Genomic DNA, 15,213 nt, shown 5'->3' with positions numbered 1-15,213 from the left:
CTGGGGCTTTTCCATCCCGAGGGGAGAGCCCCATGAGCACTGCCAATTCCGCCCTGATCATCGGCGCCTCCCGCGGCCTTGGCCTGGGCCTGGTGAACCAGCTGCTGGCGCGCGGCTGGGAGGTCACCGCCACCGTGCGCGACGCCGCCAACGCCGGCGTGCTGGACAGCCTGCCGGTGCGCGTCGAGTCCCTGGTTCTGGACGATGCGGCCTCCCAGGACCGCCTCGCCCAAGCCCTGGCCGGGCAGCGCTTCGACCTCGTCTACATCAACGCCGGCATCTACGGCCCGGCGCACCAGTCGGCGCTGGACGCCAGCCTGGCCGAGGTCGGCGAGCTGTTCATGGTCAACGCCGTGGCCCCGCTGCGCCTGGCCGAGCGCCTGCTGCCGCTGCTGGAGCCGCAGCGCGGGGTGCTGGCCTTCATGACCTCGGAACTGGGCAGCGTGGCCGGCAACGAATCCGGCGGCATGGGCCTGTACCGGGCGAGCAAGGCGGCGCTGAACTCGCTGACGCGCAGCCTGGTCGCCGGGCTGGGCGAAACCGGCCTGACGGTGCTCAACCTGCACCCCGGCTGGGTGCGCACCGACATGGGCGGCGAGGCCGCGCCGCTGGACGTGGAAACCAGCGCCGCCGGGCTCATCGACCAGGTCGAGGCCTACGCCGGGCGCGGCGGCCAGCACTACCTGGACTACCAGGGGACGACGATCGACTGGTGACGGATGCCGGCGGCGGCGTTACCATGCGCCGACGCCTGACCTGCGGGTCAAGGCGTACCTGGATCAGCAGACAGGGTGAACACTGAGCTGGCTTCCCGTACAACCGGGAGCCGGCTCGCCTCGGGCGGCGGCTCCGCAACTCAGAGGATTCACCCATGTCATCCCCCCGCCTGTGGCTGCGCAACCCCCTCGCCATCTTCACCGCCAACGGCCTCGACGCCCGTGGCGGCCTGGTCGTGCAGGACGGCCGCATCGTCGAACTGCTCGCCCTTGGCCAGCAACCCTCGCAGCCCTGCGAGCAGGTATTCGACGCCAGCCAGCACGTGCTGCTGCCCGGCCTGATCAACACCCATCACCACTTCTACCAGACCCTCACCCGCGCCTGGGCGCCGGTGGTCAACCAGCCGCTGTTCCCCTGGCTGAAGACCCTCTACCCGGTGTGGGCGCGGCTGACCCCGGACCAACTGGCGCTGGCCACCAAGGTGGCCCTGGCTGAACTGCTGCTGTCCGGCTGCACGACCGCGGCGGACCACCACTACCTGTTCCCCGACGGCCTGGAGCAGGCCATCGACGTGCAGGCCGGGGTGGTCGCCGAGCTGGGCATGCGCGCCATGCTCACCCGCGGCTCCATGAGCCTGGGCGAGGCCGATGGCGGTTTGCCGCCGCAGCAGACGGTGCAGCGCGCCGAAGACATCCTCGCCGACAGCGAACGGCTGATCCGCGACTACCACCAGCGCGGCGACGGCGCCCAGGTGCAGATCGCCCTGGCGCCCTGCTCGCCGTTCTCGGTGACCCCGGAAATCATGCGCGCCAGCGCCGAGCTGGCCGAGCACCACGACGTGCGCCTGCACACCCACCTGGCCGAGACCCTCGACGAGGAAGACTTCTGCCTGGAGCGCTTCGGCCAGCGCACCGTGGACTACCTCGACAGCGTCGGCTGGCTCGGCCCGCGCACCTGGCTGGCCCACGGCATCCACTTCAACGACGAGGAAATAAAGCGCCTGGGCGAAGCCGGCACCGGCATCTGCCACTGCCCCAGCTCGAACATGCGCCTGGCCTCGGGCATCTGCCCCACCGTGGCCCTGGAAGCCGCCGGCGCGCCGGTGGGCATCGGCGTGGACGGCTCGGCCTCCAACGATGCCTCGAACATGATTCTCGAAGCGCGCCAGGCCCTGTACATCCAGCGGCTGCGCTACGGTGCGGAGGAGATCACCCCGGAACGGGCGCTGGGTTGGGCTACCCGGGGGTCGGCGAAGCTGTTGGGTCGCAGCGACATCGGCGAACTGGCGCCGGGCAAGCAGGCGGATCTGGCGTTGTTCAAGCTGGATGAGCTGCGGTTTTCCGGGAGCCATGATCCGTTGTCGGCGCTGTTGCTGTGTGGGGCGGACAAGGCGGACAGGGTGATGGTCGGGGGGAATTGGCGGGTGGTAGATGGCGAGGTGGAGGGCCTGGACCTCAAGGGCCTGATCGCTGCGCACACCCAGGCAGCACGCAAACTGATCGGCTGACACCGGAGCCGTTCTCGCGCATTCGCGGCCCCGTAGGATGGGTTGAGCGAAGCGATACCCATCACCATGGCCCGATGGGTTTCGCAGGCTCAACCCATCCTACGAAAGCGTCCGGCCCTCAGGCCTTCATCCACGCCAGCAGGCGTAGCAGCATGGCATCACAAGCCGCCAACTGCTCCACACTCACGAACTCATCCGGCTTATGCCCCTGGTCCATGCTCCCCGGCCCGCACACCACCGTCGGAATGCCCGCCTGATCGAACAGCCCCCCCTCGGTACCAAAAGCCACCGTGGAAAACTCATCCGACCCACTGAGCCGCGCCAACAACTGCGCCACCTCGCTCTCCGGATCGGTAGCCAACGCCGGATACGCCGACAGCTCACTGAAGCGAATATCCGCCTCCGCCTTCACCGCACGCATCTTCGGCAGCAACTCGGTTTCGGCGTAGTCGCGCAGTTGCTCGGCGACCTGCTGCGGGTCATCGCTGGGCAGGGCGCGGACCTCGAAGTCGAACTGGCATTCGGCCGGGACTATGTTCAGCGCGCGGCCGCCGCCGATCACCCCGGTCTGCACCGTGGAGTAGGGGGGGTCGAAGCGCGGGTCGTGTCGCTCCGGCGCGGCCAGGCGGGTGCCGATCTCGCCGAGGTGGTTGATCAGCTTCGCCGCGTATTCGATGGCGTTCACCCCCTGCGGGGCGTAGGCCGAGTGGCAGGCCGCGCCGTGCACCTGGCAGCGCATGGCCAGCTTGCCCTTGTGCCCGAGCACCGGCTTGAGCTCGGTGGGCTCGCCGATGATGCAGGCGATCGGCTTGTGCTCGCGGCGTTCCAGGTCCGCCAGCAGCGAACGCACGCCCAGGCAGCCGACTTCCTCGTCGTAGGAGAAGGCCAGGTGCAGCGGCACGCGCAAAGGCTGGGCGAGGAAGGCCGGCACGGCGGCCAGCACGCAGGCGATGTAGCCCTTCATGTCGGCCGTGCCGCGGCCGTACAGGCGGCCGTCGTTCTCGCTCAGCTCGAAGGGCGGGACGCTCCAGTTCTGGCCGTCCACCGGCACCACGTCGGTATGCCCGGACAGGCACACGCCGCCGCGGTCGCGCGGGCCGAGGGTGGCGAACAGGTTGGCCTTGCCGCCGGCTTCGTCGAAGAACAGCTCGGCCTCCACGCCCAGGCCGGCCAGGTAGTCCTGGATGTACTTGATCAGCGCCAGGTTGGAATTGCGGCTGACGGTGTCGAAGGCGATCAGCCTGGCGAGGATGTCACGGCTGCTGGGCATGTTCGGCTCCTGCATTCTTTTAAACCCTGCATTCTTTTAAACGTAGGAGCGAGCTTGCTCGCGAACCCGCCCCCGCAGCGAGGGTTGGTTCGCGAGCAAGAACTGGGCGTCCCCCTCGCTCCTACAGGTTGGATATCACTCGTCGCCGGGCACGCCGTAGCTCGGCGCCTTGGTCGGGTCCAGCGCGCGGGTGATGTAGTCCTGCATCTGCGGTTTGTAGGCTACCCAGAGTTTTTCCAGTTCGTCGATCGGCGCCTCGTCGGCCCAGTCCACGCGCAGGTCCACCATCGGCCAGACCAGGTCGCCCACCACCTTCAGCGCCGCCGAATGCACCGGCCCGGCTTCGCCGCCGGCGGCCATGGCCGCCTGCATCGCCGCCAGCAGGCGTTCGGCCAGGCAGCCGTCGGCCGCCTCGAAGGCCTTGGTCATGGCTTCGATCACCGCGGTGGACGACAACAGGTTGCCCGCCGCCACGCAGTTCTCGCCGGCCACCGCGTGGTTCACGCCCAGCGCCTCGCTGCCGGTGAACAGCGCCACCTGGCCGTGCTGGTCGATCACCGTCACCTGGCGGTACTCGCTGTAGCCGTTGCTGGACAGCGCCTGGTCCAGCGCGGCGGCGGACGCCAGGCCCGCTTCCAGGCGGTCGAGGATCTGCGGGCCCAGGGCCGGCAGGGTCACGTTCTGCGTGGCCACCGCGCCGACGCCGGCGCGTACCCAGGGGCAGCGCGCGCCGACGGCGATGCTCGACGAGCTGATGGCGATGCCCAGCTGGCCGGTTTCGGCGCAACGGCCGACGATGGAGAAGGTCATGGGCCGCTCCTTATTTTTCCCAGTCGTCCGGAATCACCGCGATCACGTCGATCTCCATCAGCCACTGCGGCTGGCCCAGGGCCGAGACCACCAGGCCGGTGGAGATCGGGAACACGCCCTTGAGCCACTTGCCGACCACCTGGTAGACCGGCTCGCGGTAGCGCGGGTCGATGATGTAGGTGGTGGTCTTGACGATGTGCGACAGGTCGCTGCCGGCTTCTTCCAGCAGTTGCTTGAGGTTCTTCATCGCCTGCTCGGCCTGGGCCGCCGGGTCGCCCAGGCCAACCAGGTTGCCGTTGAAATCGGTGCCGACCTGGCCGCGCACGTACACGGTGTTGCCGGCGCGCACGGCCTGGCAGAGGTCGTTGTCCAGGGACTGGTTCGGGTAGGTGTCCTTGGTGTTGAACATGCGAATGCGGGTGTGGGTAGGCATCACTTACTCCCAGGAAGCGGCTTTTTTGGCTTGCGATTCAGCGGAGGCCCCGCGCTGCGAGGCGTCCTGGTATTCGACGTATTTGCGTTGCGTGGCGATGTGCCCGGCGACGTGCTTGGCGTCGTGCCACACGCCCCAGATGAACGACGAGCCCCGGCGCGACAGCCACGGCAGGCCGACGAAGTACACGCCCGGCTCGCGGGACACGCCGCGCTGGTGCTTGGGCTTGCCCTTGTCGTCGAAGGCGTCCACCTGCAGCCAGTTGAAGTCCACGGCGTAGCCAGTGGCCCAGATGATCGAGGTGATGCCGGCGGCGGCCAGGTCCAGCTCGAGGATCGGGTTGCGGATGCACTCGGCGTCCGGGTAGACGCGGCGCGCTTCCGGCTCTTCCGGCAGGTCCAGGCCGTTGCGCTCGATGTAGGCGTCGGCGGCGTCCAGCAGGTCGAGGTAGTTCTGATCGCCCGCCTGCAGGTTCTTCACCAGATCTTCCTGGAAGCTCACCTTGCCGTCAGCAAAGGCCTTGGTCAGGCCGACCAGGGTGATGCCCTCGGTGGCCAGGCGGCGGAAGTCGATGGTCTCGCCGCCACGGGCGCCGCTCACGGCGATGGTCACGTGCTCGCGGCCCGGCTGCACTTCCTCGGCGTCCCACAGGCCGAGCACGCCCAGCCACCAGACGAAGTCGCGGTTGCGGTAGGAGCGCGGCGGGCGGTCATGGGCGCCTACCGAGAGGAACACCTGCTTGCCGGCGCGGTTCAGCTCGTCGGCGATCTGCACGCCGGAGGAACCGGCGCCCACCACCAGCACGGCGCCTTCGGGCAGCTGCTGCGGGTTGTAGTACTGGGCCGAGTGGATCTGTTGGATGCGCTCGTTCTTCGGCGCGATGGCCGGAATCACCGGGCGCTGGAACGGGCCGGTGGCGGAGACGATGCGCAGCGCCTGGAGGGTGCCTTCGGAGGTTTCCACGGTGAAGCCGGGGCGGCCTTCGTTGCGGGTCACCTTCTTCACTTCCACGCCGGTGCGGATGGGCGCGTTGAACTGCTTGGCGTAGGCGACGAAGTAGTCCGCCACCTGCTCCTTGTGCGGGAACTCGTCGGGGCCGACGGAGAATTCCATGTTCGGGAAGCGGTCGTGCCAGGCCGGGCCGTTGGCCACCAGCGAATCCCAGCGGCCGGTGCGCCAGGCTTCGGCGATGCGGCTCTTCTCCAGCACGATGTGCGGCACGCCCTGGGCGGTCAGGTGCTCGCTCATGGCCACGCCGGCCTGCCCGGCGCCCACCACGAGGGTGTCGGTTTCAATGCCATCGAGCGATTTGCCGGCGGGCTTGCCGAAGGCGGTCTGGTTCGGATCGGCCATGGGGTGATTCCTCGGACTCTGATCGTTGTTGTTCTGCGGTCGCGACTGTCCACCGCGTGTTGGCCGCATTCTGTTCAGACCCGGGCATTAGCGAAATTATGATTTTTGTAGTCGCAGGCTAGGGAAAAACTGTGGGCCCGCGAGCCAAGCGCCGCGCGGGGCGGCGGGGAGGGGGTATAGGTTTTTGCGTGGCAGGGAAGACAAATTCGATGGTGTGGCGACGGGGGCGGCGCTTGCGTAGGGCGAATAACCGTTCGCGGTTATCCGCCGCTGCACCTTCCTAACCGGCAATGCCGTGGTTGAGCTTGGCGCGGTTTCGAGGGCGGCTCCGTGCTTGATAGCCAGCGGTATTGGGCCAAGGTCAAACGGCGGATAACGCGGAGCGTTATCCGCCCTACGTATGATTTATCTCACCACCTCATCCGCACATCCGTAGCATTTACCTTTGTAGGAGCGAGCTTGCTCGCGAACAACCTCAGGCACGCGGTGTCCGGCGAAAACGATGTCTTTCTCGGCACGGACAAAGCCCCCTCTCCCTTCAGGGAGAGGGCTGGGGAGAGGGAACCCAAGTTCCCCACCACACCGTAAATAACAGGAGAGACCAGAAACGAAAAAACCGGCCTTGGGGCCGGTTTTTTCACCCCAACAGCCAGCGAACTGAATCACTGCGTACGGGGTTGAGTCGTGGAGTGGATGCTATGGATTCGGTAATACGAAGGTCAAACCTATTTCGTTGTAAAAAACTGCCTACAACATGCCATTAGCTGCTGCTTCATCCGCAGCATTTCCTACCGGCTCTCCGCCACCGCCTCCAGGAACCGCTCCAGCACCAGGTTCGGCCGCCGTCCCTTGCGCGTCACCACCGTCAGCGGGATGTCGTAGTGGAAGCGCTCCGGGCGTAGCGCGCGCATGCTTCCCTGGGCCACCCAGTCGGCGGCGTAGTGGTCGGGCAGGTAGCCGATATAGCTGCCGGTGAGGATCAGGAAGGCCATGCCCTCGCGGTCCGAGGCGTTGGCGCTGGCGTTCAGCTCCTGGTGGCGCTCCTGGGCCTCGGCGGGGATGCGGTAGCTGGGCGCCACCGCGTCGCAGGCGTGGATTTCCGCCACCGTGATGCCGGCGTCCTCGCGCTCGAACAGCGGGTGCTCGCGGCTGCAGAACAGCAGCGACCGTTCGTCGTACAGCGGCGAATACTCCAGCCCCGACAGCGGGCTGATGAGCGGCACCACGCCTATATGCAGGCGGCCGTCCAGCACACCCAGCTCGATCTCGTTGGGCGTGGTCATGCCGATGTTGATGCGTACCCCCGGGCCGCTCGCCTTGAGCGCACGCAGGGCGTGGGTGATGCGCATCTGCGGCAGGGTCACCAGGTTGTTGATGATGCCGATGTTCAACTCGCCGCGCAGGTGCTGGTGCAGCTCGTTGACCTCGGCGCGGAAGCCTTCCAGCGCCGCCAGCAGCGACTGGGTGGCGCGGTACACCTCGCGGCCCTCGTCGGTCAGCGCGAAGCCGGCGCGGCCGCGCTGGCACAGGCGCATGCCCAGGCGCTTCTCCAGGTCGCCCATGTGCAGGCTGATGGCCGAGCGGCTGATGCCCAGGGTGCTTTCCGCGGCGGAAAAGCTGCCGCACTCGACTATGGTCTTGAAGATGCGCAGCAGGCGTATTTCGAAATCGCTGACCTGGCCCAGGGACGGGCTGCGGGTTTTCGCCATTTTTGTTTTACCGAATCGAAACTGAACGTGAGAAGAATAGGCTTTAACTCACGTTAAGTCAGGCCCAATCTTGAGCCATCGCAGCAGGCGTGACGCGGCCTGCGCGCCCAACAAGACAGTCGTCGAGGACGAACTCCATGAACCAGCAAGTGAACGTAGCGCCGTCGGCCGCCGCCGACCTGAACCTGAAGGCCCACTGGATGCCCTTCAGCGCCAACCGCAACTTCCACAAGGACCCGCGCATCATCGTGGCCGCCGAGGGCAGCTGGCTGGTGGACGACAAGGGCAGGCGCATCTACGACAGCCTGTCCGGCCTGTGGACCTGCGGCGCCGGTCACTCGCGCAAGGAAATCGCCGACGCGGTGGCCAAGCAGATCGGCACCCTCGACTACTCCCCGGGCTTCCAGTACGGCCACCCGCTGTCCTTCCAGCTGGCCGAGAAGATCGCCCAGATGACCCCCGGCACCCTCGACCACGTGTTCTTCACCGGCTCCGGTTCCGAGTGCGCCGACACCGCGATCAAGATGGCCCGCGCCTACTGGCGCATCAAGGGCCAGGCGCAGAAGACCAAGCTGATCGGCCGCGCCCGTGGCTACCACGGCGTGAACGTCGCCGGCACCGCCCTGGGCGGCATCGGCGGCAACCGCAAGATGTTCGGCCCGCTGATGGACGTCGACCACCTGCCGCACACCCTGCAGCCGGGCATGGCCTTCACCAGGGGCGCGGCCGAGACCGGCGGCGTCGAGCTGGCCAACGAACTGCTGAAGCTGATCGAACTGCATGACGCCTCGAACATCGCCGCGGTGATCGTCGAGCCGATGTCCGGTTCCGCCGGCGTGATCGTGCCGCCGAAGGGCTACCTGCAGCGCCTGCGGGAAATCTGCGACGCCAACAACATCCTGCTGATCTTCGACGAAGTCATCACCGCCTTCGGCCGCATGGGCAAGGCCACCGGCGCCGAATACTTCGGCGTGACCCCGGACATCATGAACGTCGCCAAGCAGGTCACCAACGGCGCCGTGCCCATGGGCGCGGTGATCGCCAGCAGCGAAATCTACGACACCTTCATGAACCAGAACCTGCCGGAATACGCGGTGGAGTTCGGCCACGGCTACACCTACTCCGCGCACCCGGTCGCCTGCGCCGCCGGCATCGCCGCGCTGGACCTGCTGCAGAAGGAAAACCTGATCCAGCAGTCCGCCGAGCTTGCGCCGCACTTCGAGAAGGCCCTGCACGGCCTCAAGGGCACGAAGAACGTCATCGACATCCGCAACTGCGGCCTGGCTGGCGCCATCCAGATCGCCGCCCGCGACGGCGACGCCATCGTCCGCCCGTTCGAAGCCAGCATGAAGCTGTGGAAGGAAGGCTTCTACGTGCGCTTCGGCGGCGACACCCTGCAGTTCGGGCCGACCTTCAACGCCAAGCCCGAAGACCTCGACCGCCTGTTCGACGCGGTCGGCGAAGCCCTCAACGGGGTGGCGTAAGTGAGCGAGCGTCCCAAGGCCGTGCCGACGGTGCAGATCGACAACGACAAGGTCCTGGTCACCGAGTGGCGCTTCGCCCCGGGAGCGGAGACCGGCTGGCACCGCCACGGCATGGAATACGTGGTGGTCCCGGTGACCGGCGGCGAACTGCTGCTGGAAACCCCCGAAGGCGAGCGGCGCGCGCCGCTGGTCCTGGGCCAGAGCTACACCCGCCAGATCGGCACCGAGCACAACGTGATCAACCCGTGCGACCACGAAGTGGCCTTCATCGAGATCGAGCTCAAGCAACACTGAGCCCGCGGGCCCGCGCGTAGGCATGCCGGTTCGGCCGGGCTTACCCTGGCCGTCCCGGCGAGCCCCGCGGCCCACCCAACACACCGAACAATCCCCTCTCCCTTCAGGGAGAGGGTTAGGGAGAGGGGCTCTTACGCTCCTCCTCCAAACCCCACTCAGCGAGAAGAGACAAGACGATGACCATCATCAAGCACCTGATCGGCGGCGAGCTGATCGCCGACACCGGCCGTACCGCCGACGTCTTCAACCCGTCCACTGGCGAAGCCGTGCGCAAGGTCCCGCTGGCCGACCGCGAAACCATGCAGCAGGCCATCGACGCCGCCAAGGCCGCCTTCCCGGCCTGGCGCAACACCCCGCCGGCCAAGCGCGCCCAGGTGCTGTTCCGCTTCAAGCAACTGCTGGAAGCCAACGAAGAGCGCATCGTCAAACTGATCAGCGAAGAACACGGCAAGACCATCGAAGACGCCGCCGGTGAACTCAAGCGCGGCATCGAGAACGTCGAATACGCCACCGCTGCCCCGGAAATCCTCAAGGGCGAGTACAGCCGCAACGTCGGCCCGAACATCGACGCCTGGAGCGACTTCCAGCCCATCGGCGTGGTCGCCGGCATCACCCCGTTCAACTTCCCGGCCATGGTCCCGCTGTGGATGTACCCGCTGGCCATCGCCTGCGGCAACACCTTCATCCTCAAGCCGTCCGAGCGCGACCCCAGCTCCACCCTGCTGATCGCCGAACTGTTCCAGGAAGCCGGTCTGCCGAAAGGCGTGCTGAACGTGGTGCACGGCGACAAGGGCGCGGTGGACGCGCTGATCGAAGCCCCGGAAGTCAAGGCCCTGAGCTTCGTCGGCTCGACCCCGATCGCCGAGTACATCTACAGCGAAGGCACCAAGCGCGGCAAACGCGTGCAGGCCCTGGGCGGCGCCAAGAACCACGCCGTGCTGATGCCCGACGCCGACCTGGACAACGCCGTCAGCGCGCTGATGGGCGCCGCCTACGGCTCCTGCGGCGAGCGCTGCATGGCCATCTCGGTAGCGGTGTGCGTGGGCGACCAGATCGCCGATGCCCTGGTGCAGAAGATCGTCCCGCAGGTCAAAGGCCTGAAGATCGGCGCCGGCACCTCCTGCGGCCTGGACATGGGCCCGCTGGTCACCGGCGCTGCCCGCGACAAGGTCACCGGCTACATCGACACCGGCGTAGCCCAGGGCGCCGAGCTGGTGGTCGACGGCCGCGGCTACAAGGTCGCCGGCCATGAGAACGGCTTCTTCCTCGGCGGCACCCTGTTCGACCGCGTGACCCCGGAAATGACCATCTACAAGGAAGAAATCTTCGGCCCGGTCCTGTGCATCGTCCGCGTGAACAGCCTGGAAGAAGCCATGCAGCTGATCAACGACCACGAATACGGCAACGGCACCTGCATCTTCACCCGCGACGGCGAAGCCGCCCGCCTGTTCTGCGACGAGATCGAAGTGGGCATGGTCGGCGTCAACGTCCCCCTGCCGGTCCCGGTGGCCTACCACAGCTTCGGCGGCTGGAAGCGCTCCCTGTTCGGCGACCTCCACGCCTACGGCCCGGACGGCGTGCGCTTCTACACCAAGCGCAAGGCCATCACCCAGCGCTGGCCGCAACGCAAGAGCCACGAGGCGGCGCAGTTTGCGTTCCCCAGCAATAGCTGAGGTGGCGTGAGGTAAGGGAAAGGCCGGTCGAGAGACCGGCCTTTTTCGTTTATGGGGCGTGATGGGTATCGCTTCGCTCAACCCATCCTACGGGGCCTCAGGGATCGGTGTTTGTAGGATGGCGTTGAGCGAAGCGATACCCATCATTTCCCTCACTCCCCGGCCCGCTCGACCTCCCCATTACCTCCCGCCCAATCCGCCGGCAACACCTCATCGCGCACATAATGATGAAACGACGACCACGGCCAATTGACCACCCGCTGCACATGCCCGTGCTTGCACGGATTGAAATGGATGTAATCGACGTGCCGCGAAAAGTCCTGCTCATCGCGGATGCGGTGCTCCCAGTAGCGGCGCTGCCAGATGCCGCGCTCGCCTTTGCTGGCGCGGCTTGGCGAGCGCGCTTCGCCGCGTGGCAGGGCCCTGGAGAAGTGCGCCTTCATGAGCCGCCAGCGCAGGGCATAGTCGTTGTCGCCCTCGGGCAGGGTGCAAAGGGCATGCAGATGCTCGGGGAGGATGACGATGGCGTCGATTGCCCAGGGATGCCGTTCGGCGACGTAGCGGAAAGCCTCGCGGAGCGGGCCGATGTGCTCGACCAGCAGGCGGGATCGGCGGTCGTGCAGTGCCAGGGTGAAGAACCAGGTGGCGCCTGGGGTCCGGTCACGGCGGTAGGTAGTCATGGCGCGTCCTTGGCCTTGGGGTGATGGGTATCGCTGCGCTCAACGCCATCCTACGGGTCCGTGCCAGGCGTCGATGCCGGAGCGTGCTGATACCCCCGTAGGATGGGTGGAGCGCAGCGATACCCATCAATCGGCGAGCAGCCGCGGCATTTCCTCGAAGGGCACCCAGAGCGCGCCTTGCCACTCCAGCAACATCACCCGCCGCGCCTGCCAGCTCATCATCACCCGTCTCGGTGCTTGGCCATCCGGCATTAATTGGTCGCGCAGGCTGGGGATGACTTCGCGTGTCAGCCAGGTATCCAGGTGCTGGCTTTCCGGGCTGCCGAAGCGCACCAGGGCCTTGTAGAGCGCGGCCTCGTTGAGGACGTCGATGGCTTCTTCGCTGCCGCTTTCGTAGTGCAGGTGGATGCGTCGGGTTTCGTGGGGCAGGACGCGGTGCTGGAAGGTGTGGGGACGGCGGATGCCCAGGAGGCGGGCGAGGTCGTAGGAGGCGAACCAGGGTTGGTTGTCGATCATGACCGCGCGCAGGGGGCGACCGTGGCGGATGAAGAAGGTGGGGGTGTATGCGTCGTGCATGGGTGGAACTCCTACTTGTGGATAAGAGCTGCCACCCGAGTCGCCAAACGAAGGGTGGCAGACCGCGCGGGGTTGGCGAGCCGGAAGTAGGCACCGGCAGACCCGGAGGTCTCCCCGCGCGATCTGCCATTGAGCGTGCAGAAACACGGCGTGCTTGCGGGTAGCGAGAGCAGCAACTGTTCCCGCGAGTACCGCCACCTACTTCCTTGGGTCGCCAAACCCGGTCACGGCACTGGCCGTGACCGGTGCAGGATAGGGAGCGGCCGGTGGAGCGCATATGGTGATATTTCTGATGAGATCGTAGGAGTGGGCTTGCTGATGAGCAGAGGCCTGTTCCTCTCTTTTGTCGTCGAAAAAGTCTCAGGATGGAGCAAATATTTCGCACACCGGATTAAGAGTTATCCGGTTGTCAGGGTGTGCGGGGCCAATCAACGTCCTCCTTTTCATGGAGAAAAGGGGACGCCCATGACCGGTAAACCCGCTGCCCGTCTCACCGATGCCGTCGCCTGCCCCCGATGTGGCATGTCGGCCATCGCCAGTGGCTCTGCCGATGTCCAGTTCGACGGCCTGTCGGCTGCGCGCCAGGGCGACGTTTGTACCTGTGGCGCCGCCATCAGCGGCCAGGTCATTCCCAACGTCCTGATCAATGGCCGACCCGCCGTGGTCCAGGGCAGTATCGACAGCCACGGCGGCGTGGTCATCGGTGGTTCTGGCAGCGTGATCATCGGCCAGCAGCACACCCCGGCACCTTTCACGCCGCCCGCGCCTCTGCCGGGCGCCAGTGCAATGGCCGCGCCCAGCGCGATGGCCCGCTTGGCAACGCCTTCCGCGAACCCGCCCGACGAGCTTCCGCAGGTGCTGGAAGAAGAGGAGGAGGAAGAGGAGCTCGAAACCGATACCCGCCAGCGCCTCCGCCTGCGGGTGTTCATCGGTTTCGACGGCACCGGCAACAACGCTGCGAACAGCGAAGTCGGCAAGCAATGCCGCGCCGCCGCGCAACAGCTCGACGACGAGGCGGCCCGTGGGGTCTACGAGCGCTGCAAGCGCTATCAGCTCGACCCCGATAGCAGCTATGCCAACGATGTGAGCAATGTTTGGCGGATGCATGAATTGTATCGGGATAACGTGGGCAGAGTACTCAAGCCATCGGAATCACTGAGCCTTGTACGCATCTATGTCACAGGCATAGGAACCACAATAGGCGGCCCGGACACACTTTTACCAGGACAGGCTCTAGGGCGTGGTAGCACCGGTGTACTTGCCAAAGTTGAGGAAGCCTTTGTCTCGTTAAAGAAAACTGTCCTGCAGATCATGGATATGAACCATGAACATGCCATTGAAACGCTGGAATTGGATATCTTCGGTTTCAGTCGTGGGGCCGCCGCAGCCCGGCATTTCGTTAACCAGGTACTCAAGGCTGAGCAGGGGCCGCTCGACGAACTGGTCCAGAACAACCGCCAGGCGTTCGCCCCGGGCTTCGCCTTGAGCACCGATGTGCGCATTACCTTCATCGGCTTGTTCGATACCGTGCTCTCGGTAGGCGGCCTGGGCGCCTGGGGCGTGCCCGGCGATGCGCTCAATGGCGAAGTGGACCTCTACCTGCCATGGGGTTGTGCCGAGCATGTGGTACACCTCACCGCGCGCGACGAACACCGCTACAACTTCCCGCTCAGCCGCGTCAGCGCGCCCTTCCAGGAACTCAGCCTGCCGGGCGCCCACTCCGATCTCGGCGGCGGTTACCCGCCGGAGATGGAGGAAAGCCTCTACCTGGGACGTCCGCTCTGCGACTGGGTCAGCCGGGATACCCCGGCACAGCGAACCCTCGCCTACCGCAATGCCGAACAAGCCACGGCCTACCTTCAGCGAGCCGACCTTCTCGACCCGCAGGATGATTCGGCCAGCCTGACGACCGACGTCTGGGAGCACTATGCGCCATACAGCGGCGACCGGCGCGATAGCATGAAATATGTACTGGCGGCGCCGCTGCTGCGGCGCCGGGTCCGTGGCCACCTGTCCCTTGTCTATTTGCGGGTAATGCATGTATTGGCGCGGGATGCGGGGGTGCCATTTAAAGACATCCCGACAACGGAGGAGCTGGTTCTTCCTCCTGAGTTGGAACCCATTTCGGCGACATTGGTCGACTGGGCCAGACGAGGTAGCGGAAAGCTGTCACCGGAGCAGGAGCGCCTGCTTCGTCAGCGTTACATTCACCAGTCCTCGAACTGGAATGCGGAAATTGGTCAGGGCACCAGCCGTGTCGATGTGGTATTTCCCAACCGCCCGGCTGATGGTGGCCGCGGCCGCTATGCCGACCAACCGCCAAGGAAGGATGTCTGATGAAAAGCCTTGTACTGATGCTGTGCTTGGCGCTGCTAGGCGGCTGCGCCCAAGCCGACAAGGGCGCTGGTGATCTGCCTTACCGGTATTGGCGGTTGGGCTTCCTGGCGCCGGACTATATGGAAGTGTGGGTGGAGACGGCAGATGTGGAGGATACCCGTGGCCGCTTCTTTCCCCATATGGGTGGAGGGACCGTGTCCATCAGCACTCCAGAAAACTTGGAAGGGAACGCCAAGGGCTGGGGGCCGCGAGTGGGGTGGGGAGGCGGCCGATATGTCGATGGAGCCGATCTGCCCAAGCGCATTTTTGTCCGTTGGCAATCCCTGGCCGAGCCGCAGACCTATCGGGTGACTGTTGATATCCCCGAGCG

14 protein-coding genes are annotated in these 15,213 nt (G+C 66.0%); 7 read left to right on the top strand and 7 right to left on the bottom strand.

What is annotated here, in order from left to right; translation table 11 throughout:
• Positions 1-32 precede the first annotated feature (32 nt).
• Both BM060_RS31075 and BM060_RS31070 read left to right on the top strand, forming a co-directional pair.
• On the top strand, positions 33-716 hold the full coding sequence (locus BM060_RS31075) for an SDR family oxidoreductase (protein ID WP_074986280.1): 684 nt from the start codon (positions 33-35) through the stop codon (positions 714-716).
• Positions 717-871: 155 nt separating this feature from the next.
• On the top strand, positions 872-2,224 hold the full coding sequence (locus tag BM060_RS31070) for an 8-oxoguanine deaminase (RefSeq protein ID WP_074986277.1): 1,353 nt from the start codon (positions 872-874) through the stop codon (positions 2,222-2,224).
• Positions 2,225-2,342: 118 nt separating this feature from the next.
• On the opposite strand, the gene argE is transcribed toward BM060_RS31070, so the two are convergent.
• From argE to BM060_RS31045, 5 genes are all read right to left on the bottom strand, one after another.
• Positions 2,343-3,494 carry an acetylornithine deacetylase gene (argE, locus tag BM060_RS31065; RefSeq protein WP_135499928.1) on the bottom strand — a complete coding sequence of 384 codons (1,152 nt, stop codon included), beginning with the start codon at positions 3,492-3,494 and terminating at the stop codon, positions 2,343-2,345.
• Positions 3,495-3,629: 135 nt separating this feature from the next.
• A complete protein-coding gene (locus BM060_RS31060) occupies positions 3,630-4,304 on the bottom strand; it encodes a DUF1028 domain-containing protein (protein WP_074986272.1) in 675 nt (224 codons plus the stop codon).
• Positions 4,305-4,314: 10 nt separating this feature from the next.
• Positions 4,315-4,737 (bottom strand): RidA family protein, encoded by a 423-nt coding sequence (locus BM060_RS31055; protein WP_074986270.1) that lies wholly within the window; start codon positions 4,735-4,737, stop codon positions 4,315-4,317.
• A gap of 3 nt (positions 4,738-4,740) precedes the next feature.
• Positions 4,741-6,090, bottom strand: a complete 1,350-nt coding sequence (locus BM060_RS31050; protein ID WP_074986267.1) for a flavin-containing monooxygenase — start codon at positions 6,088-6,090, stop codon at positions 4,741-4,743.
• A gap of 788 nt (positions 6,091-6,878) precedes the next feature.
• Entirely contained in the window at positions 6,879-7,799 is a 921-nt protein-coding gene (locus BM060_RS31045; protein WP_074986264.1) for a LysR family transcriptional regulator, read from the bottom strand.
• A 137-nt stretch (positions 7,800-7,936) separates the two neighbouring features.
• Here BM060_RS31045 and aptA point away from each other — a divergent pair, with 137 nt between their 5' ends.
• The 3 genes from aptA (at position 7,937) to BM060_RS31030 (ending at position 11,250) form a co-directional block, all read left to right on the top strand.
• Positions 7,937-9,283, top strand: coding sequence for an omega-aminotransferase AptA (gene aptA, locus BM060_RS31040; RefSeq protein ID WP_074986262.1), 1,347 nt, complete (start codon positions 7,937-7,939; stop codon positions 9,281-9,283).
• Positions 9,284-9,577 (top strand): cupin domain-containing protein, encoded by a 294-nt coding sequence (locus BM060_RS31035; protein ID WP_009614286.1) that lies wholly within the window; start codon positions 9,284-9,286, stop codon positions 9,575-9,577. It abuts the gene before it with no gap.
• A gap of 176 nt (positions 9,578-9,753) precedes the next feature.
• Positions 9,754-11,250, top strand: a complete 1,497-nt coding sequence (locus tag BM060_RS31030; protein ID WP_074986260.1) for a CoA-acylating methylmalonate-semialdehyde dehydrogenase — start codon at positions 9,754-9,756, stop codon at positions 11,248-11,250.
• 152 nt (positions 11,251-11,402) lie between these two features.
• Here the strand turns inward: BM060_RS31030 and BM060_RS31025 are convergent, their stop codons facing one another.
• Positions 11,403-11,930, bottom strand: a complete 528-nt coding sequence (locus BM060_RS31025) for an REP-associated tyrosine transposase (protein ID WP_074986258.1) — start codon at positions 11,928-11,930, stop codon at positions 11,403-11,405.
• A 126-nt stretch (positions 11,931-12,056) separates the two neighbouring features.
• A complete protein-coding gene (locus tag BM060_RS31020; protein ID WP_074986255.1) occupies positions 12,057-12,506 on the bottom strand; it encodes a BRO-N domain-containing protein in 450 nt (149 codons plus the stop codon).
• Positions 12,507-12,824: 318 nt separating this feature from the next.
• Between BM060_RS31020 and BM060_RS31015 the strand changes: the two genes are divergently transcribed.
• Together BM060_RS31015 and BM060_RS31010 are read left to right on the top strand one after the other, a co-directional pair.
• Entirely contained in the window at positions 12,825-14,843 is a 2,019-nt protein-coding gene (locus BM060_RS31015) for a type VI secretion system family protein (RefSeq protein ID WP_245322999.1), read from the top strand.
• Positions 14,843-15,213 (top strand): DUF2931 family protein (locus BM060_RS31010; RefSeq protein ID WP_143096616.1); only part of this gene is annotated, 371 nt, incomplete at its 3' end. The genes BM060_RS31015 and BM060_RS31010, both read left to right, overlap by 1 nt.

The organism is Pseudomonas citronellolis (assembly GCF_900112375.1).
Classification (GTDB): domain Bacteria; phylum Pseudomonadota; class Gammaproteobacteria; order Pseudomonadales; family Pseudomonadaceae; genus Pseudomonas; species Pseudomonas citronellolis.
This window is presented reverse-complemented; position numbering and strand designations above follow the sequence as displayed.

Coding starts and splice junctions, on each gene's coding strand:
- BM060_RS31030 (WP_074986260.1), top strand. CDS start 9,754: ATGACCATCATCAAGCACCTGATCGGCGGCGAGCTGATCGCCGACACC.
- BM060_RS31050 (WP_074986267.1), bottom strand. CDS start 6,090: ATGGCCGATCCGAACCAGACCGCCTTCGGCAAGCCCGCCGGCAAATCG.
- BM060_RS31045 (WP_074986264.1), bottom strand. CDS start 7,799: ATGGCGAAAACCCGCAGCCCGTCCCTGGGCCAGGTCAGCGATTTCGAA.
- BM060_RS31055 (WP_074986270.1), bottom strand. CDS start 4,737: ATGCCTACCCACACCCGCATTCGCATGTTCAACACCAAGGACACCTAC.
- BM060_RS31060 (WP_074986272.1), bottom strand. CDS start 4,304: ATGACCTTCTCCATCGTCGGCCGTTGCGCCGAAACCGGCCAGCTGGGC.
- BM060_RS31015 (WP_245322999.1), top strand. CDS start 12,825: ATGAGCAGAGGCCTGTTCCTCTCTTTTGTCGTCGAAAAAGTCTCAGGA.
- BM060_RS31070 (WP_074986277.1), top strand. CDS start 872: ATGTCATCCCCCCGCCTGTGGCTGCGCAACCCCCTCGCCATCTTCACC.
- aptA (WP_074986262.1), top strand. CDS start 7,937: ATGAACCAGCAAGTGAACGTAGCGCCGTCGGCCGCCGCCGACCTGAAC.
- argE (WP_135499928.1), bottom strand. CDS start 3,494: ATGCCCAGCAGCCGTGACATCCTCGCCAGGCTGATCGCCTTCGACACC.
- BM060_RS31020 (WP_074986255.1), bottom strand. CDS start 12,506: ATGCACGACGCATACACCCCCACCTTCTTCATCCGCCACGGTCGCCCC.
- BM060_RS31075 (WP_074986280.1), top strand. CDS start 33: ATGAGCACTGCCAATTCCGCCCTGATCATCGGCGCCTCCCGCGGCCTT.
- BM060_RS31025 (WP_074986258.1), bottom strand. CDS start 11,930: ATGACTACCTACCGCCGTGACCGGACCCCAGGCGCCACCTGGTTCTTC.